At 43.6% G+C, this 22,489-nt stretch carries 22 protein-coding genes; 12 read left to right on the plus strand and 10 right to left on the minus strand.

What is annotated here, in order from left to right:
* Nucleotides 1-43 precede the first annotated feature (43 nt).
* Genes hisA through hisIE form a run of 3 tightly spaced genes read left to right on the plus strand, consistent with a single transcriptional unit; the run spans nt 44 to nt 2,183 of the window.
* Complete coding sequence (hisA, locus tag ACED25_RS08150; protein WP_012604374.1) at nt 44-781, plus strand: 1-(5-phosphoribosyl)-5-[(5-phosphoribosylamino)methylideneamino]imidazole-4-carboxamide isomerase; 738 nt, start codon at nt 44-46, stop codon at nt 779-781.
* Nucleotides 763-1,536, plus strand: coding sequence for an imidazole glycerol phosphate synthase subunit HisF (gene hisF, locus ACED25_RS08155; RefSeq protein WP_004734577.1), 774 nt, complete (start codon nt 763-765; stop codon nt 1,534-1,536). The genes hisA and hisF overlap by 19 nt, the downstream gene beginning before the upstream one ends.
* Nucleotides 1,533-2,183, plus strand: a complete 651-nt coding sequence (gene hisIE, locus ACED25_RS08160; RefSeq protein ID WP_017098160.1) for a bifunctional phosphoribosyl-AMP cyclohydrolase/phosphoribosyl-ATP diphosphatase HisIE — start codon at nt 1,533-1,535, stop codon at nt 2,181-2,183. Before hisF ends, hisIE begins: the two co-directional genes overlap by 4 nt.
* A 249-nt stretch (nt 2,184-2,432) precedes the next feature.
* On the opposite strand, the gene ACED25_RS08165 is transcribed toward hisIE, so the two are convergent.
* From ACED25_RS08165 to ACED25_RS08180, 4 genes are all read right to left on the minus strand, one after another.
* Nucleotides 2,433-2,945 (minus strand): YchJ family protein, encoded by a 513-nt coding sequence (locus ACED25_RS08165; protein ID WP_017098161.1) that lies wholly within the window; start codon nt 2,943-2,945, stop codon nt 2,433-2,435.
* A gap of 118 nt (nt 2,946-3,063) precedes the next feature.
* Nucleotides 3,064-4,281 carry an EAL and HDOD domain-containing protein gene (locus tag ACED25_RS08170; RefSeq protein ID WP_017098162.1) on the minus strand — a complete coding sequence of 406 codons (1,218 nt, stop codon included), beginning with the start codon at nt 4,279-4,281 and terminating at the stop codon, nt 3,064-3,066.
* Between the two features lie 123 nt (nt 4,282-4,404).
* Nucleotides 4,405-5,139, minus strand: coding sequence for a UDP-2,3-diacylglucosamine diphosphatase (gene lpxH / locus ACED25_RS08175; protein WP_017098163.1), 735 nt, complete (start codon nt 5,137-5,139; stop codon nt 4,405-4,407).
* A gap of 84 nt (nt 5,140-5,223) precedes the next feature.
* Complete coding sequence (locus ACED25_RS08180; RefSeq protein WP_004734582.1) at nt 5,224-5,718, minus strand: peptidylprolyl isomerase; 495 nt, start codon at nt 5,716-5,718, stop codon at nt 5,224-5,226.
* A 190-nt stretch (nt 5,719-5,908) separates the two neighbouring features.
* On the opposite strand from ACED25_RS08180, the gene cysS reads away from it, so the two are divergent.
* Both cysS and ACED25_RS08190 read left to right on the plus strand, forming a co-directional pair.
* Nucleotides 5,909-7,294: a cysteine--tRNA ligase gene (cysS, locus tag ACED25_RS08185; RefSeq protein WP_009848796.1), complete on the plus strand. Its 1,386-nt coding sequence runs from the start codon at nt 5,909-5,911 to the stop codon at nt 7,292-7,294.
* A gap of 97 nt (nt 7,295-7,391) precedes the next feature.
* Entirely contained in the window at nt 7,392-7,970 is a 579-nt protein-coding gene (locus tag ACED25_RS08190; RefSeq protein ID WP_009848795.1) for a thymidine kinase, read from the plus strand.
* Nucleotides 7,971-8,113: 143 nt separating this feature from the next.
* On the opposite strand, the gene ACED25_RS08195 is transcribed toward ACED25_RS08190, so the two are convergent.
* The 3 genes from ACED25_RS08195 to ACED25_RS08205 form a co-directional block, all read right to left on the minus strand.
* Nucleotides 8,114-8,791: a YdcF family protein gene (locus tag ACED25_RS08195; protein WP_371695050.1), complete on the minus strand. Its 678-nt coding sequence runs from the start codon at nt 8,789-8,791 to the stop codon at nt 8,114-8,116.
* Nucleotides 8,784-9,638, minus strand: a complete 855-nt coding sequence (locus ACED25_RS08200; protein WP_371695051.1) for an NAD(P)H-binding protein — start codon at nt 9,636-9,638, stop codon at nt 8,784-8,786. The genes ACED25_RS08195 and ACED25_RS08200 overlap by 8 nt, the downstream gene beginning before the upstream one ends.
* Before the next feature lie 114 nt (nt 9,639-9,752).
* Entirely contained in the window at nt 9,753-9,983 is a 231-nt protein-coding gene (locus ACED25_RS08205; RefSeq protein ID WP_009848792.1) for a TIGR02647 family protein, read from the minus strand.
* 259 nt (nt 9,984-10,242) lie between these two features.
* On the opposite strand from ACED25_RS08205, the gene ACED25_RS08210 reads away from it, so the two are divergent.
* Both ACED25_RS08210 and focA read left to right on the plus strand, forming a co-directional pair.
* Nucleotides 10,243-11,547: an ATPase gene (locus ACED25_RS08210; RefSeq protein WP_371695052.1), complete on the plus strand. Its 1,305-nt coding sequence runs from the start codon at nt 10,243-10,245 to the stop codon at nt 11,545-11,547.
* Between the two features lie 362 nt (nt 11,548-11,909).
* Nucleotides 11,910-12,752, plus strand: coding sequence for a formate transporter FocA (focA, locus tag ACED25_RS08215; RefSeq protein WP_009848790.1), 843 nt, complete (start codon nt 11,910-11,912; stop codon nt 12,750-12,752).
* A 365-nt stretch (nt 12,753-13,117) separates the two neighbouring features.
* On the opposite strand, the gene ACED25_RS08220 is transcribed toward focA, so the two are convergent.
* The gene (locus ACED25_RS08220; RefSeq protein WP_371695053.1) at nt 13,118-13,912 is read right to left on the minus strand and encodes an ABC transporter permease; all 795 of its coding nucleotides are present in this window, start codon (nt 13,910-13,912) and stop codon (nt 13,118-13,120) included.
* A 436-nt stretch (nt 13,913-14,348) separates the two neighbouring features.
* Between ACED25_RS08220 and torE the strand changes: the two genes are divergently transcribed.
* The 3 genes from torE to torA are packed head-to-tail and all read left to right on the plus strand — an operon-like array spanning nt 14,349 to nt 18,250.
* The gene (gene torE / locus ACED25_RS08225) at nt 14,349-14,531 is read left to right on the plus strand and encodes a trimethylamine N-oxide reductase system protein TorE (RefSeq protein ID WP_008222628.1); all 183 of its coding nucleotides are present in this window, start codon (nt 14,349-14,351) and stop codon (nt 14,529-14,531) included.
* Nucleotides 14,532-14,581: 50 nt separating this feature from the next.
* On the plus strand, nt 14,582-15,763 hold the full coding sequence (torC, locus tag ACED25_RS08230; protein WP_009848788.1) for a pentaheme c-type cytochrome TorC: 1,182 nt from the start codon (nt 14,582-14,584) through the stop codon (nt 15,761-15,763).
* Nucleotides 15,764-15,787: 24 nt separating this feature from the next.
* The gene (gene torA / locus ACED25_RS08235) at nt 15,788-18,250 is read left to right on the plus strand and encodes a trimethylamine-N-oxide reductase TorA (RefSeq protein WP_009848787.1); all 2,463 of its coding nucleotides are present in this window, start codon (nt 15,788-15,790) and stop codon (nt 18,248-18,250) included.
* Nucleotides 18,251-18,576: 326 nt separating this feature from the next.
* On the opposite strand, the gene ACED25_RS08240 is transcribed toward torA, so the two are convergent.
* Nucleotides 18,577-19,791 (minus strand): putative manganese transporter, encoded by a 1,215-nt coding sequence (locus ACED25_RS08240; RefSeq protein ID WP_012604363.1) that lies wholly within the window; start codon nt 19,789-19,791, stop codon nt 18,577-18,579.
* Nucleotides 19,792-19,992: 201 nt separating this feature from the next.
* On the opposite strand from ACED25_RS08240, the gene ACED25_RS08245 reads away from it, so the two are divergent.
* Nucleotides 19,993-20,898, plus strand: a complete 906-nt coding sequence (locus tag ACED25_RS08245; RefSeq protein WP_017104082.1) for a manganese-dependent inorganic pyrophosphatase — start codon at nt 19,993-19,995, stop codon at nt 20,896-20,898.
* Between the two features lie 149 nt (nt 20,899-21,047).
* Nucleotides 21,048-21,437 (plus strand): DUF2750 domain-containing protein, encoded by a 390-nt coding sequence (locus ACED25_RS08250; RefSeq protein WP_054541039.1) that lies wholly within the window; start codon nt 21,048-21,050, stop codon nt 21,435-21,437.
* Nucleotides 21,438-21,704: 267 nt separating this feature from the next.
* Here the strand turns inward: ACED25_RS08250 and ACED25_RS08255 are convergent, their stop codons facing one another.
* Entirely contained in the window at nt 21,705-22,484 is a 780-nt protein-coding gene (locus tag ACED25_RS08255) for a DUF2927 domain-containing protein (protein ID WP_371695054.1), read from the minus strand.
* Nucleotides 22,485-22,489: the final 5 nt, after the last annotated feature.

Below are 22,489 nucleotides of genomic sequence, written 5' to 3' on the forward strand. Positions count from 1 at the left end.
TAAGGATTTGGCAGCGGCTAACGTTGCCCTATAAGGAATGTAAATGATTATTCCCGCGTTAGATTTAATTGAAGGCCAAGTAGTTCGCTTATTCCAAGGGGACTACGGGCAAGTAACAGAATACAAAGTAGACCCAGCAGAGCAGTTTAATCTGTATCACCAAGCTGGCGCTGGCTGGCTGCACCTTGTTGACTTAACGGGCGCAAAAGACACAACGGCTCGTCAGTTAGACTTGATTGCTAAGCTCCTTGCTAGCACGCCTGCGAACATCCAGATTGGTGGTGGCGTGCGTAACGAACAAGATGTCGTTGATCTACTAGAAGCTGGCGCACAGCGCGTTGTGGTTGGTTCTACGGCAGTTAAGCAACCTGAGTTGGTTAAAGGTTGGATGGAGAAGTACGGTGCGGAAAAAATCGTGCTGGCTCTGGACATCAATATTGACGAAAGCGGCACACGTAAAGTCGCGATTTCAGGTTGGCAAGAAGATTCAGGCGTGACCATTGAAGCGCTAATTGAAGATTACCTCACGGTTGGCCTTAAACACGTTCTGTGTACTGATATTTCACGTGATGGCACGCTAGAAGGGTCAAACGTAGAGCTCTATGTTGATCTCTGTAAACAGTACCCACAAGTGCAATTCCAATCATCGGGTGGCATTGGCAGCCTAGCTGATATCGAAGCACTTAAAGGCAGCGGCGTTGCGGGTGTGATTGTTGGTCGTGCACTGCTTGATGGCAAGTTCACCGCAGAGGAGGCATTTGCATGTTGGCAAAGCGAATAATCCCTTGTTTGGATGTCCGTGATGGACAAGTGGTTAAGGGCGTTCAATTCCGTAATCACGAAATTATTGGTGACATCGTTCCGCTAGCACAACGCTACGCAGAAGAGGGCGCTGATGAATTAGTATTTTATGACATCACCGCATCAAGTGATGGCCGTGTGGTCGATAAAAGCTGGGTGAAACGTGTAGCAGAAGTGATTGATATTCCTTTCTGTGTGGCTGGTGGTATTAAGTCTGCGGAAGATGCAGCACGCATTCTTGAGTTTGGTGCAGATAAAGTATCCATCAACTCGCCTGCATTGGCTAACCCACAGCTAATCACTGACCTAGCTGATAAGTTCGGCGTACAGTGTATCGTTGTCGGTATCGATTCATACTTCGATAAAGAGACGGGTAAATATCAGGTTTACCAATTCACAGGCGATGAAGCGCGTACCAAAGCAACCAAGTGGGAAACCAAAGATTGGGTGCAGGAAGTACAGAAGCGTGGCGCCGGTGAGATCGTGTTAAACATGATGAACCAAGATGGCGTTCGCAACGGCTATGATATCGACCAGTTAAATATGGTACGTTCGGTGTGTAATGTACCCCTGATTGCATCAGGTGGCGCAGGTGCAATGGAACACTTTGCTGAAGCTTATAAAAAGACCAACGTGGATGGAGCACTTGCGGCTTCGGTATTCCACAAACAAGTCATCAATATTGGTGAACTTAAACAGTATTTAAAACAACAAGATGTAGAGGTGCGACTATGAGTTTTGAACCCGTAAGCTTATCAAAAACAGAAGTAGGCGCATTGTCAGAGCGTATTGATTGGGAAAAAGTCGATGGCTTAGTGCCAGCGATTGTTCAAGATTACCAGTCTAGCCAAGTGCTGATGATGGGATACATGAACCCAGCAGCACTAGAGAAAACAGGCGAGACTGGCCAAGTGACGTTTTTCTCTCGCACCAAAGAGCGCCTTTGGACGAAAGGTGAAACGTCAGGCAACGTATTGCAACTGCACAACGTCGCCTTGGACTGTGACAGCGACACCTTACTGGTTAAAGTTAATCCCATTGGTCCAACGTGCCACACAGGTACAACAACGTGTTGGGATGGAGACAAGCAAGAAGAGTCTCAGATGGTGTGGCTTCATCAGCTTGAGCAGCTATTGGCTGCCCGCAAGGACGCCGATCCTGAATCTTCTTATACTGCCAGTCTATATGCCCGTGGCACCAAGCGTATTTCGCAAAAAGTGGGCGAAGAAGGCGTTGAAGTCGCGCTTGCGGCGACGTCGGGCGATAAGGCGGAGTTAGTGTGTGAATCAGCAGATTTGATTTACCACCTAATGGTTCTTCTTCAAGATCAAGGCTTATCGATGGATGATGTGGTAAACAAGCTGAAAGAGCGTCATAAGTAAGCTCTCTTTAGATTAATAGAACCGCGTAAAAGACAGGCAAAAGCCCCGCAAACAAACATGTTTACGGGGCTTTTTAGTTTTTTAATTTTCAAGATTTCAAGATTTCAAGATTTCAAGATTTCAAGATTTCAAGATTTCAAGATTTCTAAGCCCTACGTCACTTTTCTAACCTCTGACTTTGCGTCATTCCGAGGAGCCTAAGCGACATCAGGAATCTCTTCTCTTAATCTGACTTCTTAGTCGAACGAGTTACCCGCAGCACTTCTTGTATTTCTTACCACTGCCACAAATACACGGATCATTACGGCCGATTTTAAAGCTCTCAACGGTTTGATTTAAGCGTGGGTCAATTTCTGGTTGTGTAGTTTGTTCCTGCTCTGGGAAGGTACCATCAATGTAGTACCAAAGACCGTCTTGACGTATAAAGCGAGAGCGTTCTTGCATGCAGTATTGTGCGCCTTCTTCATTGAAGTAAGCTTTAAACTCAACAAAGCCTTCGTCTTGGTGCGAGCCTACCGCAGTATCGATGACTTCTAGTCCTGCCCAATCACTGTTGATAGATTCGGCAATACCTTCTCTTTGCGCTTCTGCGTTGCAGCTAGGGTGGTAAGTCGCAACAACATAATCCACCAAACCAAGTACATGTGCAGAATAACGTGAGCGCATCAATTGCTCGGGTGTTTCAACGGCACTGTGGTTAAGGTGTGCTGATTTACAGCACTGTTGGTAAGTGTTTTTGCTACCGCATGGGCATAAAGACATGGTTAAATCCTGTAAAAATGGCCTCTGTTAAGAGGCCATAAATGAATGTGTTGGAGTTTATCAAGAAACGACTGCTCACCAAAGCTGAGTTTCGATTGAAGTAGCTGTGTGATGTGAACTATTTCAAAGTAGGAGACAGCAGGTCTTGGGCCCAAGAAGTTGCTTCGTCATAAGCTTGACCTAGCTCTGCTTCGTTGAGTTTGAGCAGTTTACGAATGCGCGTTGCTTCATCCCAGCGAGCTTGTTCATAAGCTATGACCATCGCCAAAATGGCACCTAATACGCCTTTACGTTGAATCAAGGCTTGTTTAATCTCATCATCGATCGGCACCGAGTCCAGTACTTTTACTAACGGCAGATCGAATAGGGAGTCGAGCAGCGAGAACATGCCAGTTAAAAAGGCTTGCCCGGGCTCAACCTTAACGTTCATTTTCTCGACCAACAGTTCACATTGGCGCGCGCGTATCACGGCTAAACCATAAAGTGAGTCTGGTTTATCTTCTTTCGCGGATGCGATAGCAACCAGTGACACTAGCTTACGTAGTTTTTGTTCACCAAGATAAACAAGCGCTTGGTGGAATGAACGAATCGGTGTTGATGAGCCACCAGCGGAGTTTACGTAAGAGAGCAGCTTATACGACATAGTCATATCAAGGGTAATCAAACGCTCTACTTCGGCAAAGTTGATAGGATCGTTGGCAATCTCTTTCAACAGTTGAACAATGGTTAAAAAAGCAGGGTTTAATGCGCGAGTTTGGATCATCTCCGGCTTACTGAAAAAGTAGCCTTGAAAGTAGTTAAACCCGGCTTGGATTGCTTCTTGGTATTCTTCGTGAGTTTCTACTTTCTCCGCTAGAAACTCGATATTCAAGTCTTTCAGAGTGTTCATGAACATCGCAGCTTTAGCGATTGAGATCAAACGTATGTCGAATTTGATAATTGATACGTAAGGTAAGAAGCGTTTCCATGCTTTGCTAGGCACAAAATCATCTAACGCGATCGTGTAACCCGCATCATAAATTGTGATGATGGCTTCTAGCAGTTCGTCTGTTGGCTCACAGTCTTCCAGTACCTCGACAACTAAGCTCTCTTTCGGAAATAGAGTCGGGACTAGGTTAACCAAGCTTGCATATGGAAAATTAACGAATCCAAGCTTATCGCCCAATGTATTATAGTGGGTAGATAAGAAGTGGTCGGAAAGCAAACGGCTAGTAGCGAGCTCCGGCTCTACTTCAGGGAAAGTGTTCTTAGGACCATCCCTAAATAGCAACTCGTAACCTATGGTCTTCTTGTCTGCATCGAGTATTGGTTGACGCGCTACGTATGAATATTTCAACTTGGTACTGTGTTCGGTTTATTTTTGATAGACAAATAATAGCTAATTCAGGAGAAATTACCATATACAAGTGAAGAAAATCTGACCGATGATAATAATAAAAGTGAAAGTTTAAGCGTGATGCTAAAAGCGATTGCTAAACTCGCGATTCTGTAGTTCAAAACTTTGCGGAGTGAACACCAGAACTGATCCTTGGGTATACCAATCACCCAATACGATACGGGTTTTAGTGCAATTGTTAGCACTGAAGGAGTGTATGTCTGGACGGTGAGTGTGACCGTGGATCATCAAATCGACGTTGTGTTGTTTCATCACATTTTCGACTTCTTGCTGTGTTACATCCATGATGTCGAGTGACTTTGTCTGCTTATCATCTTTGATATCAGACTGAACCTTGGAGACAATTTTCTTTTTGATAAAAAATGGAATTCTATTAAAGACCCATTGTAACCAGGGCTGATGAACTTTTTCACGAAAGGCGAGGTACTTTATATCTTCGGTACACAGAGTATCACCATGCAATACCACTGCTTTTTGTCCGTAGATATCGATAGTAGAAACTTCATCTAGAAGCTGTACGCCTGTTTGTTTCGCAAATTTTTTGCCAACTAAAAAGTCCCGATTGCCTTGTGTGAAATAACAAGGTACGCCAGTGTTAACTAAGTCTATAAACGTTTGGCGAATTGAATTCGCGAACTCGCTTGTATCGTCGTCACCAATCCAGAATTCGAAAAGATCACCCAACACGTAGAGTGCATCCGCTTCTACGGCCTCGTTCTTCATGAAGGTTAAGAAGCAGTCTGTGATGTCTTGTCGCGACGGAGCAAGGTGTAGATCTGATATAAAATATGTTTTCATAGGTCTAAAAAAAGGGAGCGATTCGCTCCCTATATCCTGATTTTATCGGCTCATCAATTATTAATACTAACCGAAAGCAAGTGATTAAGCTTCGATTGTAGTACCAGTGATGATCACTTCTTCTAGAGGTACGTCTTGGTGCATACCCATAGAACCAGTGCTAACACCTTTGATCTTGTTTACGATGTCCATGCCTTCAACAACTTCTGCGAATACACAGTAGCCCCAACCGTCTAGGCTTTCGCTACGGAAGTTTAGGAAAGAGTTGTCGTTGACGTTGATGAAGAACTGAGAGCTCGCTGAATGCGGTTCCATAGTACGAGCCATTGCTAGCGTACCCACTTTGTTCGCTAGGCCGTTGTTTGCTTCGTTCTTGATAGTCGCGCGAGTTGTTTTTTCTTTAAGGCCAGAAGTCATGCCGCCGCCTTGAACCATGAAACCATCGATAACACGGTGGAATAGCGTGTTGTCGTAAAAACCGTCACGGCAATACTGTAGGAAGTTTGCGCTTGTTTCTGGTGCTTTTTCTTCGTTAAGTTGAACTTTGATGTCACCAAAATTTGTGTGAAGGATGATCATGATTGTTACCTTACTGTCTTTTTAATATGAAGTTCGAATTCTAGCGCATGTTGGCGGACTTTCAAATCACCAAATCATTAACTTAACTCGGATGTTTGAGGTAATTCCTGCTTTGGGGGATTACCTATTAAGGTATGACTTGTTATACTGCGATCTTATTTTTGATTAATCCATAAAATAGATAGAGATCATGCTGAAGATATATAACACGCTCACAAGACAGAAAGAGGAATTCAAACCAATTACAGCTGGCAAAGTCGGTATGTATGTCTGTGGGGTAACCATATACGATCTCTGTCATATTGGTCATGGCCGTACGTTCGTTTCATTTGACGTGGTAACTCGTTACCTGCGTTACCTTGGTTACGATTTGAATTTCGTTCGTAATATCACTGATATCGATGACAAAATCATCAAGCGCGCTAATGAAAACGGCGAGTCTTGTGACTCTCTGACTGAGCGTCTGATCGGTGAAATGCACGCGGACTTCGATGCATTGAACATGAAACGCCCAGATGTCGAGCCTCGTGCGACTGAATTCATCACAGAGATCATTGAGTTAGTAGAAAAGCTAATTCAACGTGGCTTTGCTTACGTTGCAAGCAACGGTGACGTGATGTTCGAAGTTAAGAAGTTTGACGAATACGGTAAGCTTTCTAAGCAAGATCTTGAGCAGCTTCAAGCTGGCGCCCGTGTTGACATCGATTCTGCAAAACGTAGCCCGTTAGACTTTGTTCTTTGGAAGATGTCTAAGCCTGGTGAGCCGACGTGGGAATCGCCATGGGGGCCAGGTCGTCCAGGTTGGCACATCGAATGTTCAGCAATGAACTCGTCTATTCTTGGCAATCACTTCGATATTCATGGTGGTGGTTCGGATCTACAGTTCCCGCACCACGAGAACGAAATCGCACAATCTTGCTGCGCACATGGCACCCAGTATGTGAATACTTGGATGCACAGTGGCATGGTGATGGTAGACAGAGAAAAAATGTCTAAGTCACTGGGTAACTTCTTCACTATCCGTGACGTACTTCAGCATTACGATGCAGAGACAGTTCGTTACTTCCTAATGTCTGGTCACTACCGTAGCCAACTAAACTACAGCGAAGATAACCTAAATCAGGCTCGTGCATCACTTGAACGTCTCTATACATCACTTCGTGGTCTAGACGTTACCGCAGCCCCTGCTGGTGGTGAAGAGTATGTGACTCGTTTCTCTACAGCGATGAACGATGATTTCAACACACCTGAAGCTTATTCAGTGTTGTTTGAAATGGCTCGTGAAATCAACCGTATCAAGACTGAAAGCATAGAAAAAGCAAGTGCACTAGGTGCGTTGATGCGTGAACTGGCAGACATCATCGGTATTCTTCACCAAGATCCAGAAGCTTTCTTGCAAGGCGATGCAGCAGGTAACGATGACGAAGTCGCTGAAATCGAAGGCCTAATTAAGCTACGTAATGACTCTCGCGCTTCGAAGGATTGGGCAAATGCCGATCTTGCACGTGATAAGCTGAACGAGCTAGGTATTGTTCTGGAAGATGGTCCAGAAGGTACGACTTGGCGTCGTAAGTAAATCTTATAAAAAGGGCTGATTTTCAGCCCTTTTTTCTAGCAAAAATTCTCTAATTTCACCTTTTTATCTTCAACTTTTAATTAACAGGAATATTTCTGTGGCTCAGATGTATTTTTATTACTCGGCAATGAACGCGGGTAAATCAACAACGCTTCTTCAATCTTCATTCAACTACCAAGAACGTGGTATGACACCAGTGATCTTTACGGCTGCATTAGATGATCGCTATGGTATCGGTAAAGTGAGTTCACGAATTGGTCTTCAATCTGAAGCTCAATTGTTTAAAAACGACACCAATATGTTTGAGGCAATTCAAAAACTCAACGAAGAAGAAAAGCGTCATTGTGTATTGATCGATGAGTGTCAGTTTTTGTCGAAAGAGCAGGTTTACCAACTAACAGAAGTGGTTGATAAGCTGCACATCCCTGTACTTTGCTACGGTTTGCGCACTGACTTCTTGGGTGAACTGTTTGAAGGTAGCCGCTACTTGTTGTCTTGGGCTGACAAATTAGTAGAACTTAAAACAATTTGCCACTGTGGCCGTAAGGCCAATATGGTAATTCGTACAGATGAGCACGGTGTGGCAATTGCTGAAGGTGACCAAGTCGCTATTGGTGGCAATGACCAATATGTTTCGGCTTGCCGTTTACATTATAAAGAAGCGTTAGGTAAATAAGCAGCCTATAAGTCGGCATTGCTAAAACCAATAGCGTTCAAATTAGAAAACGGTGACCTAGCGTCACCGTTTTTGTTTATTGAGCCGAGCTTTTGTTTTATTCCAAGCCGAGCTTCTATTTTATTCTTAGTCGATCTTTTGCTTTATTCGAAACCGAGCCTCTTTAATGCTTGATAGGCATGGTCAACGTCGTCAGGGATGGGCATCTCAATTTGAAAGCCCTGAGCGGGGTAGGATTTGATTCGCTCATAATCAGCAATCAACGCACCTAACACCATGTCTAACGGCAAATCTTCGTTAAAGTAATCATCCCAATTCTGCCATTGTGATGTCACTGTTATCTCGGAAGTTTCGTCAGGCCATTGCTTACAGAACGTTGCGTAAGTGCGTTTCTCCATAAAGGGCTTCTGAACTAGGGTCAGCCGTTTCGGTGATAATCCTCGCTGAGCCAGTAGCTCGTAGGTAAACCGTACATTTTCCCCAGTGTTTGTCGCGTGCTTCTCAATGATAATGTCTAAGTCAGGCACACCACTGTCTCGTGCGATAGAAGCGAATGTTTCTGCTTCTGAACGTTCAAAGCTTCCTTCTGTAAAACGTCCCATACCACCAGAAAAAACGATGTATGGCGCTATCTTTTGGTGATAAAGCTCGGCTGCATATTCAGCGACGCGAGTATCGTTACTGCACAACACAAATATACAATCTGAAGGCGTGATGTCATGACCCATCGACATGAAGTTCCAAAGGGTGTCGATCGAGTGATATAGCTTACCCTTTGAGTTCTTTGTTACAGGTTGCTTAGCTATGGATTGCTTAGTCATAAAGAGCGTCCAATGTGGAATCGAATTTAAACGAGTAACCTAAACCGAGGATCTTTTTAGAAGAGATCAGCTTGTCTGGGGTATCGACAATAGGAGGGAGTGGCTCGCTGCTATTGGCACTTTTTAGTGCTGCGGCATAGAACTCTGCTTTGCTCACAGTATTCGGAGTGGTGACGTTGACCACTTCGTTGTGCAGTTGACTGATAGCGAAATCGACTGCGCCAATCGCGTCGTTAAGGTGAAGCATGTTGGCAGGAGCTTGAGTGCTCACTTGCTTCAATTTACTTGCAAACCTCGATGGGTGACGGTTCGGACCAATCAATCCACTAAAGCGAAGAATGGTGTAGTCGATGCCAGAATCAATCACTGACTGTTCCGCTTGCAGCATAACACGCGCGTTATCGGAAAATGAAGACGCGAGCTCGTTGCCTGAGGTTGAAAGGGGGAGTGAAGCATCCAGTTCGTTCAACACGCCAGGTTTAGTTGGGTATACGGTTGTTGAACTGACCATGATGAGCTTCTTAACGTTGGCCTTTTGACATGCATTGGTGAGTTGCTGCCAGTAGTCGGCGTACTCTTGTCCTGCTCCCTTTCTAAAGCCTGGAGGGAAGCTACCAATCACTATCTCAGTGTTGTTTTCGAGTAACAACGAATAGAGTTCACCGATTGTCTCATCTGGCTTTGATGAGTCAAAACTAAACACTTCACATGGAACTCGTTTGTTCCCAACAGCGTCTGCACCTGCTTGGGTCGTTTTCGTGACCACAACTTGGTTACCATGTTTTTCTAAATGTTCAGATAAAGGTGCACCGACCCATCCTGCACCAACAATAAATATAGAAGCCATGTGTTCCTCACAACTGCAAATGACGAATTTACAATAAGCCTAACAAACCTTTGGCCAAAAATGAAAAAACTCCACGGCCGAAGCGAGTGGAGTTTTTACTAGAACCGTGGAGTTTTAGTTCAGTACGCGAAGTAACTTGTCTGCGCGCTCTGCCATCTGGATACCTTCATCTGTTAGGTAACCACCGTCTGGCTGAGTGCAAAGATTCTTTTCGAATAGGCGCTTAACAGCGTCTTGAGTTTCTTGAGCAGCCTCTTGATGAACTTTAATTCCAGTAGCGGCGCTACTTACATCAAATTGAAGAAGGAGGTTTAAATCAGCAATATGTTCAGCGTTGTACTTCATAATTAACCTATATATTCATAACGTTCTCTACCTTCACCTTAGTGCGCATTCACGGCTCAAGCAATAGCAAATAAATAGAATTGATAAGTGATACCAAATTGAATGATTAATCGTCGTATGGTGGGTTTATTTTAGTTAGATTGCGTGATTTGCAGCCACTTAAATTCTGAACGATGTTTATTGGGAAGTGGTTGTAATATATTGTGTTACTAGAAATATATTGCATCCAGCTAATATTGTATAAAAAGGAAACGCATCAGTGAGAGTGAACAAAGTAGCATTAACGATCAGTATGCTATTTGCTATCTCAGGTTGTCAAAGTACACCCTCAGAGCAGACAGGCGCGAACCAAACCACAAATGACAATGAATCAACAGTAGAGGTCCGTTCATTTCAGTCTGTCCAAAGTGTTTACTCCGAGTGGGAGACTAAGCTTGAAGAACACGCTCAATTGTCTCTCTATGCTCCAGAGAATTACAATGAACTATTAGACGCTTGGAATGATGCTGAAAGCATTTATGCGGACTTACTGAAAGATCAAACACGGTTAACCAAGAGTTACTCGATTTTTTCGACATTAACTTACGCCGAAGCCTTTGATGAAAAAATTGCGTTGATTCGATCAAATTATGACTCGATCTTAGTGCTAAAGGAAAAGGCTGACAGAGTATTAGCCGACTCGATAGTGCAAATGGATTACTTAAAGTTTCTTGGTGCCGACACTATGTTTGCATCGAGCTACAAGCGCTTGTATTCAGAATACAGCGAACTGTTTGAGTATGTGCTGGTCGACGAACTTGAAGATGCTCAGGAAGCACAGGTAGAGTTTCTTAATAACGCGAGTTTGTTAGAAGTTAAAGTGGCCCACAAGAAGTACATCGAACCTTTGAAGGATGAGTTGGAGTTCTTGGAAGATGAAGATTTCGATGACGTTGTTCCACTGACGTTTGCTAAAGCGGCATCTCAAATTGCTTTGGCAGAAAGCCAAGTGAAAGCCAGTCCCCGTGAAAAGTCGATCATTGAAGACGCAGTTCACGCTGCGGAGTTCGAATTAAACCACGTACGCAGTGTTGCTCATGAAGTCAAAGTGCTGGCGAGCGTAAAAGGTGACCAGTTCGAACAGTCGGTTTTGAATGCAGAGAACCAGTTATTGAGCATTTCACGAGTGGTTAATGATGAAGATCACCGTGATGTTGTATTGCGTCTTCAGTCTCAAAAAATTGTAGCGAGTGTTAAAGCGTTAAAAAGCTCTGATATGACAGGGCTTTTAAAGTCAGAGATTGAAATTTTGACTGAGCAATTGGCTAAGCTGGAGTCTGAAAACCAGAAGCAAGCGCAGCAATTGTCTGAAGCAACCAAGCACAGTGAGTTGCTCGGTGAGCAGATTACCAAGAGTGATGCTCACATAAAGAGCCTAGAAGAGTTAGTGGATAGTTTGAAAAGCTTAGGTGGTAAAGTTGCCACCGAAAGTGACTCTGATGTGATTCTTCCTAGTATTGAATCTAGCCTAGAGGATGCATCTCTCGAACAATCATTAGAAGAAGTGGTTGAACCTTCGGTTTAGCATCACTAATTTCTTTATTTGTGATTGAGTTAAAAGCGCCTAAGGGCGCTTTTTTACGTTCTGTTGATCTATGTCAAAATCTGAAAACAAAAGTGTCCATTGAGTCATTATAGTGTACGTTATTCTTTGAACTTTAACGTAACTTGTTGATATTTATAGATGTGTTGTTTTCTATGCTGATAACTAATCATTCAGCAGAGTTTTATTTTTACTACTAAAGTCGTATGAATTTGGAATAACTTGGACTAATTTCTTTCAACAGGATTGTGAGAGGCATTTCGAGCTTAAAATAGCTCTTGAATTCAGAAATGAAAGAGAGGATTATCGCGCTCCCGACGACATGTTTCAAAATGTAAATCATCATGAATCTAAACCAATTCGACTCATTATTACCGCCACAAATGGCTGAGCGCGCTGCAGATATTGGCGTAGGTAAAGCAACCAAAGATCCAATCAAATCTTTTCTCCTAGCGATTTCTGCTGGCATACATATTGGTATCGCGTTTGTGTTCTACACAATCGTGACTACCGGTGCTGGTGATTTACCGTGGGGTATTACTCGCTTATTGGGTGGTCTAGCTTTTAGCTTAGGATTAATCCTTGTTGTTGTTACTGGTGGTGAACTGTTTACCAGCTCGGTGTTGACGCTTGTTGCTCGCGCAAGTGGCAAGATTACCTGGCGTACATTAGTTAAGAACTGGACCACGGTTTATGTCGGTAACTTAATTGGTGCATTGCTGCTGGTGGCCTGTATGCTTCTGACTAAACAGTACATGTTCGATCATGGACAAGTGGGTTTGAATGCCATGGCGATTTCCCAACACAAAATGCACCATGATTTTATCCAAGCTATCGCGCTTGGCATCATGTGTAATGTGTTGGTTTGTATCGCGGTATGGATGACGTTTAGTGGACGTACACTGACTGACAAAATCGCAGTTATGATTTTACCTGTTGCGATGTTCGTATCAGCCGGTTTTGAGCACTGTATTGCCAACATGTTCCAAGTCCCTTTAGCTATCGGTATCAAAACATTTGCTCCCGCAGAATTTTGGACAATGACAGGCGCTAACCCTGCGGACTATGTTGATCTGAACATGATGGACTTTTTGATGAACAACTTGCTGCCCGTTACCATTGGTAACATCATTGGCGGTGGTATCTTTGTTGGTATGTGGTACTGGTTGATCTACCTACGTGACTAATAAGGGTGGCGTGATCCACCAAGCAAAGGTTTCGTGATTAATCCAGTTTACGAGTTAACTGGGTAACTTGGACTCAGTGAAAACACTGAACTGACTTATGACATTTACAAGACGGCCTGCATTGCAGGCCGTTTTTATTTGTGGAAAACCTACTTATTCATTTCTTAAATTATCATGTGAACGCTCAATAGCGATGATCACCGTGTGTGTATATGTCTTTGAAAACACCCAAAGATCAAAGGTAATGATCTTTCCCTAGGTGGGAATGGACAAAAAAGGATCTATATTGATTTGGTTATCCACAATTTCTGTGGATAACCTGTCTCAAATTCAGTGAGTAACCAGATCTAAGTGGAGTAGGGAGGCTATTTCGAAGGCTGTATTTGCGCGAGAACTCGGCCTTCTTTAGTAAGAGATGTCTTCAATGAGAGCTGAAGTGCAAGTGCTAAAGAGCAGCTCATCATCACGAAGATAGCTAACATGATCATCAACTGATACTTAATCGCGATCATTGGTGATGCACCACCTAAGATCTGTCCTGTCATCATTCCCGGTAGCGTGACTAAGCCTGTAGTTGCCATAGAGGCCATAATTGGTGACATCGCTTTCTGTATCGCATTACGAACAAAAGGCGCGGCTGCATAGGAAGGAGACGCGCCCAAAGCGATAGCCGCTTCGTACTCTGATTTCTGCGTTTCAAAAGCCCCAAACAAATTCTGCAATGCCACGATATTACTGCTTAAGCTATTACCTAACAGCATCCCTGCAATAGGGATAAGGTACTGTGCGTTAAAAACCGGTGTCGGTTTAATGATGAAAAAGCAGATAAACAAGACAATAGGTACACAAGTTACAGCAAGGCTAACGGCTATAGGAACTAAAAGTAGATTTTTTGGGAGCCTAGATTTTTCAACAATTGAGCTTGCCCCAACGATGATCATTGCAAATAGCCACAGCAAATTGACCCATAAGCTATTCAAGGTGAACAAGTATTCTAGGTAAAGTCCCACTAGAAATAGCTGAATAACCATACGAATGATGCTGACAGAAGCCTCTTTTCCAAGGCCGAGTTTTAACTTGTGGTTGATGGTAATAGGTAGCAAGAGAAGTGAGCTGAAGAACAATAACTGCCACCAAGATATATCAATAACGTCTTGCATAATGATTCCTTTTAAGTGGTCTCCATCATATCTGAAAGTGCCAAATGATGCATTTCAACTGTAAAGTCACCAATTCTAAAAATGATCAATCATTTAACAAACAAAACACAAAATAGTGGTTGTTTGAGGCTTTTTTAGCTACTACTTAGTAGGTAAAAAGTTAAAATTGGTTGTCATATGGTTGCGTATATGTTGGTTTTTAACATTTGTGAAATATACTTAATTCTTCACATTTGTTAATACTTTTTAATAACTTTGTTTAACTGAAAACAAGTTTGGATGACCTCAAAAAAGTATTGATTAGCAAGGGTTATAACGGGGGATTTGATTGAACCCTACTTTGTGTATGGTCTAAAATTTGTTGTTAGATACTCAAGAACTTTAGCCCCATAGAATGGGTTACTCGAAATTACTAAATACAAAATAGGCAAAATGTATGAGTGATGTTAATAAAATTGAAACTGGCGAAAAACGCTCGTTGGAGTGGAAGTCTTTCCTCTTCATCGCGGTGGTTCTCTTTCCAATATTAAGTGTGGCTTTTGTAGGCGGTTACGGCTTCCTAGTTTGGGCACTGCAAGTGTTTGTATTCGGACCTCCTGGTGCTCACGGCGGCATGTAATGCCCTCTAGTAACAACATTTTTTAAAATCAATATTTAAGAGAGCTAAACATGAAATCATTTTTAGTTAAATTATGGCGCACAATGACTCGCCCTGCAGTACACATCAGTCTTGGTGTACTAACTATGGGTGGCTTTATCGCCGGTGTTATTTTCTGGGGCGGTTTTAACACAGCTCTAGAGCACACAAATACAGAAGAGTTCTGTGTAAGTTGTCACACCATGCGTGACAACGTGTACGTAGAACTACAAGAAACGGTTCACTGGAAAAACACTTCTGGTGTACGTGCTACTTGTCCTGACTGTCACGTTCCACATGAATGGACAGCAAAAATCGCTCGTAAGATGCAAGCATCTAAAGAAGTATTCGCTCAAGTATTTGGTGACTTAGATACACCTGAGAAATTCGAAGCTCGTCGTATCGAACTGGCTAAACACGAATGGGATCGTTTCTCTTCGAACAAATCTCTAGAGTGTAAAAACTGTCACAACTACGATTCAATGGACTTCGAGAACATGCGCCCAACAGCGCGTATCCAGATGAAGAATGCAGCAGAACGTGATCAAAGCTGTGTTGACTGTCATAAAGGTATTGCTCACAACCTTCCAATGGATATGGCATCAGCAAGCGGTATTGTTGGCGAGCTAGAAAATGTAGCAAGCAGCACATCTTACGCAAATGGTTCTGACGTGATCTCTATTCGTCACCTACCAATGTACACAGATGAAACAGCAACGGTTGAAGCGGGTCTACTAAGTCCTGCAAGTAAAGTTGCGGTTATCGACGAAAAAGGCGACATGATCAAGATTCAAATCGATGGTTGGCGTAAAGCGAAAGGCTTCGGACGTGTAATCCAAGAAGACTTCGGTATGAACATCTCAACTGCAATCTTGACCAAAGAAGTATCTCAAAGTGACGTTATCACTGTTGGTGAGAAGAAAGAAGATGAGCTTACTGGCCTTCCATGGGAAGAAGTTAACCTAGCACTTTGGATGAAGAAAGAGTCTATGGTTGATAACTTCGATCCAATTTGGAACGCAGCGGGTCAAGCGTACCAATCTAACTGTTCAACGTGTCACTCACAGCCAGATGAAGCTCACTTCAGCGCTAACGGTTGGGTAGGCATGTTAGATGGTATGATTGCATTCGTTAACTTCGATACAGATACAGAAGCACTTGTTCTTAAGTATCTACAGAAGCACTCATCAGATTTTTCTGAAGGCCATCACTAATTAGACGTCAATTGGAGTAACACAATGGCAATTACAAGAAGAAGTTTTCTGAAAGGTGTCGCTACTACAAGTGCGGCATCGGTTATCGGTCCAAGCTTATTGGCGTCGGCATCAGCGTCTGCAGCAGAAACAGACGGCGCGTGGAAAGTCTCTGGTTCTCACTGGGGTGCATTCCGAGCTCGCGTTTATGCGGGTAAAGTACAAGAGATTAAACCTCTAGAAATCGATCAACACCCAACTGAGATGTTGAAAGGTATTAAAGGTATTATCTACAGCCCATCACGTGTGCGTTACCCAATGGTTCGCCTAGATTGGTTGAAGAAGCATAAATACAGCGCAGACACGCGTGGTAACAACCGTTTTATTCGTGTGACTTGGGATGAGGCACTAGACCTTGTTTACCGCGAACTAGAGCGCGTACAGAAAGATTACGGTCCATGGGCGCTTCACACAGGTCAAACTGGTTGGAGACAAACGGGTCAGTTCCACAGCTGTACTAACCATATGCAACGTGCAATGGCACTTCACGGTTACTCTGTGAAGAAAATCGGTGACTACTCAACAGGTGCTGGTCAAACGATCATGCCTTACGTGCTAGGTTCTACTGAAGTTTACGCACAAGGTACATCTTGGGAACTTATCCTAGAAAACAGTGACAACATTGTTCTTTGGGGTAACGATCCAGTTAAAAACCTGCAAGTAGGTTGGACATGTGAGACTCACGAGTCATTCGCATACTTAGAACAGCTGAAAGAAAAAGTTGCTAAGAAAGAGATCAACGTTGTTTCTGTTGACCCTGTTAAAAACAAAACAGGCCGTTACCTAGAAAACGAGCAAATGTACATCAACCCACAAACTGATGTGGCGTTCATGCTTGGTGTTGCTCACGTTCTTTACAACGAAGATCTATACGACAAGAAGTTCATCGAAACTTACTGTCTAGGTTTTGAAGACTTTATCAAGTACGTTCAAGGTGAAACGAAAGATAAAGTTGAGAAGACACCTGAGTGGGCTTCGGCTATCTGTGGTGCAAGCGCGGACTCTATCCGTGAATTCGCTAAGATGCTGGTTAACGGTCGTACGCAGATTCTTGTCGGTTGGAGTATCCAACGTCAACAACACGGTGAGCAGCCTTACTGGATGTGTGCCGTTATCGCAGCAATGGTTGGCCAAATCGGTCTACCTGGCGGTGGTATCTCTTACGGTCACCATTACTCTGGTATCGGTGTTTCTTCAACTGGCTTCGCTGCTCCGGGTTCATTCCCGTTGAACATCGACCAAGGTCAATCGCCTAAGCACACTAACACTGATTACAACGGTTACAGCCGTGTAATCCCTGTTGCTCGTTGGGTAGATAGCTTGCTAGAGCCAGGTAAGAAGATCAAAGCGAACGGTTCAACGGTTACACTACCGGATATCAAGATGATGGTATTCAGTGGTAATAACCCGTGGCACCACCACCAAGATCGCAACAAGATGCGTAAAGCATTCAAGAGCCTACAAACTGTAGTGGCTGTTGATTTCGCTTGGACTGCAACTTGTCGTCACTCTGATATCGTGCTTCCTGCATGTACTCAGTGGGAACGTAACGATATTGATGGTTACGGCGCGTACTCTGGTCGTGGTTTGATCGCGATGCACAAACTAGTCGATCCTCTGTTCCAGTCTAAAACTGACTTCGAGATTATGTCTAGCCTAACTAAGCGTTGGGGTCGTTACGACGATTACACGCGTGGTATGGACGAAATGCAGTGGGTTAAATCTCTGTATGACGAATGTCGTGCATCAAACGAAGGCAGCTTCGAAATGCCTGAGTTTGCTGAGTTCTGGGAGAAAGGTTTCCTAGACTTCGGTAAAGGTAAGCCATGGACTCGCCACGCATCATTCCGTGAAGATCCAGAGATCAACGCACTAGGTACGCCTTCTGGTTTCATCGAAATCACAAGCCGTACTGTTGGCAACATGGGTTACGAGCACTGTCAAGAACACCCTATGTGGTTTGAGAAATCTGAACGTTCACACGGTGGTCCAGGCTCTGACAAACATCCGTACTGGCTACAATCTTGTCACCCAGACAAGCGTCTTCACTCTCAGATGTGTGAATCTGAAGAGTGGCGTGCGACTTACGCGGTACAAGGCCGTGAGCCAATCTACATCAACCCAATCGATGCTAAGAAGAAAGGCATCAAAGATGGCGACGTAGTACGTGTGTTCAATGACCGTGGTCAACTACTAGCAGGTGCTGTTCTAATGGATAGCTACGCACCTGGTGTTGTTCGTATCGAAGAAGGCGCTTGGTATGGCCCGATCAACGAGAAAGTGGGGGCGCTAGATACATACGGCGATCCAAACACACTAACTCAAGACATCGGTACGTCTGAACTTGCTCAAGCAACGTCAGCAAACACATGTTTGGTTAACTTCGAGAAGTTCCAAGGCAAACTGCCTCCAGTAACTTCATTCGGTGGTCCAATCGAAGTTTCTTAAGTCTTGTACTTAAGAACCAAGATTAAAGCTTGAATTAAAGCCCCTGTAAGCACTCTTACAGGGGCTTTTTGTTTTTCTAGCCTGTGTGCGGGATTTGTAATTAAGCATTGTCATAGCGCCAACAGGGGGCGTTTTTGAGACAGGCTATAACGACGTGCCGTTTGAGATAGGCTGTAGAACTATGAACTATGAACTATGAACTATGAACAATGAAACAGGAAGGGAATGTAAAAAGAATCTGTTGTAAGGGCTTAGGCAGACGGAAACAAAAAGGCCGATACAAAGTATCGACCTAATAGAGACCTATGGAATTGAATCAGCTTGAGTTAAATTTCGAACATAAACCAATAACCGTATGCACAGATTAATGCGGGTATGCCTGAATATAATGTGGCCACAAGAGCCGCTTTCGGTGCCATTGCGATAGCAGGGAATAAAGCATCACCATCATTTGAAATTGCGTTACCGACCTGAGCTGAAAGTGGCAGTGCACCTGAAAGGTAAAGGCTAGTGACCAACAATTGTGGACCACACCCCGGCAGTAAGCCCATCAACACACCCGCCAGGGGGAGCATCATCCCCCAGCTTGAGAATAGCGTCGCAAAATCGACATTTGCAAGCACAGAGCCAAACTCGAAGAAAAGAAAAGCCACCACCACCCATGCAGTGACAAAGTTTGTATCTTGAGCTGTTTTTTGTAGTGGGTGAGAACCTATACATTTTTCATCTTCACTTACGGCCGATTTGTAATCCTCAATTTCACGAGTAAGCCCCCACAAAAACATCGAGCTGATCAGTAAAATCGTTCCCGTCCATTCCATAGACATCTCAGGCAGTGTCAGCAACTGGTTTACATCGATTTGAAAAGAGCCAAGCAGGGCAACAGCGGCTCCCGGAATAATAAGCACAGACCATAGGTAACCCTGAAGGTTTATCGCTTTTTTAGAGACAGGGCTTTGACCTTGAGGTTGTGAGGTACAGCTGTTTTCCGCTTCATTTCTCTCTGCCTGTTTCGGGCGTAAAAAGTCGTCTGCGTGAAACAAGTTTATGATTCGTCCTGAGGCGGTACCCACGATTACACCCATCGCCATCATGGCTAAACCTGTTTTGGGTTCGCTAGCAATTAACAGGAAGGCCGCGTCACCCATAGTTGAGACGAGTACAGCCACAACCGCACCAAATCCGAGTTTGCCTGAAATAAATTGTGTGGTGACTACAATCGCTCCCCCACAGCCTGGCAATGCCCCCATTAGCGCGGCGAATACAACTTGGTTTGAACGAGATTGATGGACGAGCTTATTGAAGACGTTATCTTTGTTGATGTATAGACTTAACCAGTGGTAAATCGCTAGGGTTAGAGCAACGTAACATGACACTGCCCAGAAGGCGTCAGACAAGGTAGTGACCGTCAATTCTCGCGTAGCAGGAGCTGCAACTAACGCCGCAAGTGAAATAGGTAAAAGCAGGCGCTTAAAAGACAGTGAAAACTGAGTTGTTTTCGCAGCACTGCTGCTTGGCAAAAAAGAGATTAGTCGATCCATAAGTATCACTCAAAATTTGTGTATTAAGATAATCATATACGAATGATAATAATTATCAATTGCATTCGTTGTTTTTTTATCTTTTGTTACCATTGGCCAAACCCACGAAACATGACCAATCTAAAAAAATGAGGTAAAGTATGCCTAATAAAGAGAGACTCTAAAGGTAGAGTCATAATTGTTAGTGTAATAGGAAGAAACATGATTTTAGTTGTTGGTCACAAAAACCCTGATAGTGACAGTATTTGTAGTGCGTTAGTTGCAACTGAGCTTCTTAAAGCTCGTGGCGAGGAAGCGACACCAATTCGCCAAGGCGAGATCAACCGCGAAACTCAACACATTCTAGAAGTCGCTGGTGCTGAAAAGCCAGAACTTCGTACTTCTGTTGCTGGTGAGAAAATCTGGCTAGTAGACTACTCAGATCTAGCACAGGCACCAGACGATGTTGCTGAAGCAGAGATCGTAGGCATTGTCGATCACCACCGTCTAGGTGACGTGATGACAGTTAACCCTATGGAAGCTTGGATCTGGCCTGTTGGCTGTACAAATACAGTACTTTTCAACATGTTTAAGATTGAAGGTCACGCTATCTCTCAACAAATCGCTAAACTGATGATGTCTGCAATTCTTTCAGACACAGTTGGTTTTGCTTCTCCAACATGTACTCAAAAAGACAAAGACGCGGTTGCTGAGCTTGCTGAAATCGCTGGCGTGACTGACGTTGATGCATTTATCAAAGCGCTTCTAATCGCTAAGACAAACATCGAAGGCCTATCTGCTGCACAGTTAGTAGAAAAAGACCTTAAAGGCTACCCATTCAACGGTCGTGATGTTGTTGTTGGTCAAGTTGAGCTTGCGACTCTTGAGCAAGTAGACGGCATGATCGAAGCTCTAGAAGCTGATCTTGAAGCGCGTTGTGAGAAAGATGGTCTAGCATTCGCTGCAGTAATGCTGACAGATATCACTACAGCTCAAACTCGTCTTCTATACAAAGGTGAGTGGGCTGATAAGCTGGTTAAATTCGAGAAAGACGGTGTATTGATGATGGAAAATACATTGAGCCGTAAGAAGCAAGGTTGGCCTTGGCTTCAAGGCGAGCTTGTTTAACCAAGTCGCTTAATTATAAACGCCTGCTAATTTAGCAGGCGTTTTTCTTTGAAGTAGGCTTTCTTCTTCATCGATAGTGTTTGAAGTTAAAAACACTCGGCATAAAATAGCTTTAAGAACATAGTTACTGACTAAAGTAGGAAATTGAGATGACTACACAGCTAGACGATAAAAAAATCGCTGAAATCAATAAGTATACGGGTGAGCAACGCCTGAAGTACTGTGTGAAAGAAATCGTAGCGAACCGTGAAGTATGGATCTTAACCGATGAACACGGTTGTGTAATGCTGAACACAGAAGATGAAGACTGTGTTCCTGTATGGCCAAATCAAGAGTTTGCGGAGTCTTGGGCGACGGGTGATTGGTCTGAGTGTAAAGCTGAGTCTATTTCACTAAACAAATGGCATAGCCGTTGGACTAACGGTCTAGAAGACGACGAGCTTGCAGTTGTTGTGTTCCCGAACGAACAGGAAGAAGGTGTTATCTTGTTCCCGGATGAGTTCGATTTTGAATTGAAGAAACAAGCCTCTAAGCGCTAATACTTTTTGTTTAATACCAATCACAGTAAGTAAGTGATCATTAATTGCGAAGGAAAAAAGCTTAAGAACAAGGCTGAAATTTTCGATAAGTAGTTATTCTACAATCAAAATTTCTAACGCAGTTATTGAGCGTTTTAACCAGCTAGGATGAGCAGTTATTTACTACGAGTGGTATAAGTAACACAGTAACATTCTAATTCAGCGTTGCCTTTGAGGCGGCGCTATATTCCTACTGCTCCTGTCTAAGCTATTTTCAACGCATTTTCGTCAGTACCCAATCAATTGATACAAGGGTGCTTGTTGAGCTGCTTCTGAAGCTTGCTGAAGTACACCTGTTTTGCTGTATCTTTTCAGTATTTTTCGCACAACTGGTTTTGCCTGTTCTTTTGTCATTCCCACTTTCAATTGAGGTTCATACAGTAGCTTTAGCAGCACTACATCTAAGGGGGATAACAAGTCTTCTGGCGTGTGATCATTGAAAATAGAAGGGTAGGCTTTATCTGAGTCATTGGGTAACCCAAGTACCTGTGTGATCTCTTCAACAATACATGCGACCAGCTTTCCTCTTGCTCTCGCTTGATCTACTGGGATCACAATTCCTGCATATACAATCTCCCCTTTGGAATTAGTTCGATAACCTGCAGTACAGATAGCGCTGTTTAGATGCTGTGTCGATTTCAGTTTGAGTACAGTTTTGGCTTCAGCTATCCACTGACTCTGCCTTGTGTATATCCATTTAACGTTTGCATCCGATTCTCGTGTGACGATTTTAATCGGATGTTGGGTGACTTGCGATAGGTGCTGGACGTGCAATTCGGTGAGTTCTTGATGAAGCTCTTCGTCGCCGACTCGGTGATCGATCCATATCTTAATAGGTTGTTTCCATTTAGCGAGGAGCTTGTCGCCTTGTGAATATTCGTGTTGAAGTGCGACGTGATAAAAGGCAGTTTCGACGAAGGTTCTATCTAGCCATGTGAGTGTTGTGCTTGCTGCATTAAAGGACAGCAGCGCCAACAAGAGGGAAAGCATTGAAGCTCTTGGTAACATATCTT

The sequence above is a fragment of the Vibrio sp. 1F263 genome (assembly GCF_041439035.1).
GTDB lineage: Bacteria > Pseudomonadota > Gammaproteobacteria > Enterobacterales > Vibrionaceae > Vibrio > Vibrio tasmaniensis_A.

Bases quoted from the DNA above. Each gene is read 5' to 3' on its own strand.
- hisA (WP_012604374.1), top strand. From the start codon at position 44: ATGATTATTCCCGCGTTAGATTTAATTGAAGGCCAAGTAGTTCGCTTA.
- hisF (WP_004734577.1), top strand. From the start codon at position 763: ATGTTGGCAAAGCGAATAATCCCTTGTTTGGATGTCCGTGATGGACAA.
- hisIE (WP_017098160.1), top strand. From the start codon at position 1,533: ATGAGTTTTGAACCCGTAAGCTTATCAAAAACAGAAGTAGGCGCATTG.
- ACED25_RS08165 (WP_017098161.1), bottom strand. From the start codon at position 2,945: ATGTCTTTATGCCCATGCGGTAGCAAAAACACTTACCAACAGTGCTGT.
- lpxH (WP_017098163.1), bottom strand. From the start codon at position 5,139: ATGAAAACATATTTTATATCAGATCTACACCTTGCTCCGTCGCGACAA.
- ACED25_RS08180 (WP_004734582.1), bottom strand. From the start codon at position 5,718: ATGATCATCCTTCACACAAATTTTGGTGACATCAAAGTTCAACTTAAC.
- cysS (WP_009848796.1), top strand. From the start codon at position 5,909: ATGCTGAAGATATATAACACGCTCACAAGACAGAAAGAGGAATTCAAA.
- ACED25_RS08195 (WP_371695050.1), bottom strand. From the start codon at position 8,791: ATGACTAAGCAATCCATAGCTAAGCAACCTGTAACAAAGAACTCAAAG.
- ACED25_RS08200 (WP_371695051.1), bottom strand. From the start codon at position 9,638: ATGGCTTCTATATTTATTGTTGGTGCAGGATGGGTCGGTGCACCTTTA.
- ACED25_RS08205 (WP_009848792.1), bottom strand. From the start codon at position 9,983: ATGAAGTACAACGCTGAACATATTGCTGATTTAAACCTCCTTCTTCAA.
- focA (WP_009848790.1), top strand. From the start codon at position 11,910: ATGAATCTAAACCAATTCGACTCATTATTACCGCCACAAATGGCTGAG.
- ACED25_RS08220 (WP_371695053.1), bottom strand. From the start codon at position 13,912: ATGCAAGACGTTATTGATATATCTTGGTGGCAGTTATTGTTCTTCAGC.
- torE (WP_008222628.1), top strand. From the start codon at position 14,349: ATGAGTGATGTTAATAAAATTGAAACTGGCGAAAAACGCTCGTTGGAG.
- torC (WP_009848788.1), top strand. From the start codon at position 14,582: ATGAAATCATTTTTAGTTAAATTATGGCGCACAATGACTCGCCCTGCA.
- torA (WP_009848787.1), top strand. From the start codon at position 15,788: ATGGCAATTACAAGAAGAAGTTTTCTGAAAGGTGTCGCTACTACAAGT.
- ACED25_RS08240 (WP_012604363.1), bottom strand. From the start codon at position 19,791: ATGGATCGACTAATCTCTTTTTTGCCAAGCAGCAGTGCTGCGAAAACA.
- ACED25_RS08245 (WP_017104082.1), top strand. From the start codon at position 19,993: ATGATTTTAGTTGTTGGTCACAAAAACCCTGATAGTGACAGTATTTGT.
- ACED25_RS08250 (WP_054541039.1), top strand. From the start codon at position 21,048: ATGACTACACAGCTAGACGATAAAAAAATCGCTGAAATCAATAAGTAT.
- ACED25_RS08255 (WP_371695054.1), bottom strand. From the start codon at position 22,484: ATGTTACCAAGAGCTTCAATGCTTTCCCTCTTGTTGGCGCTGCTGTCC.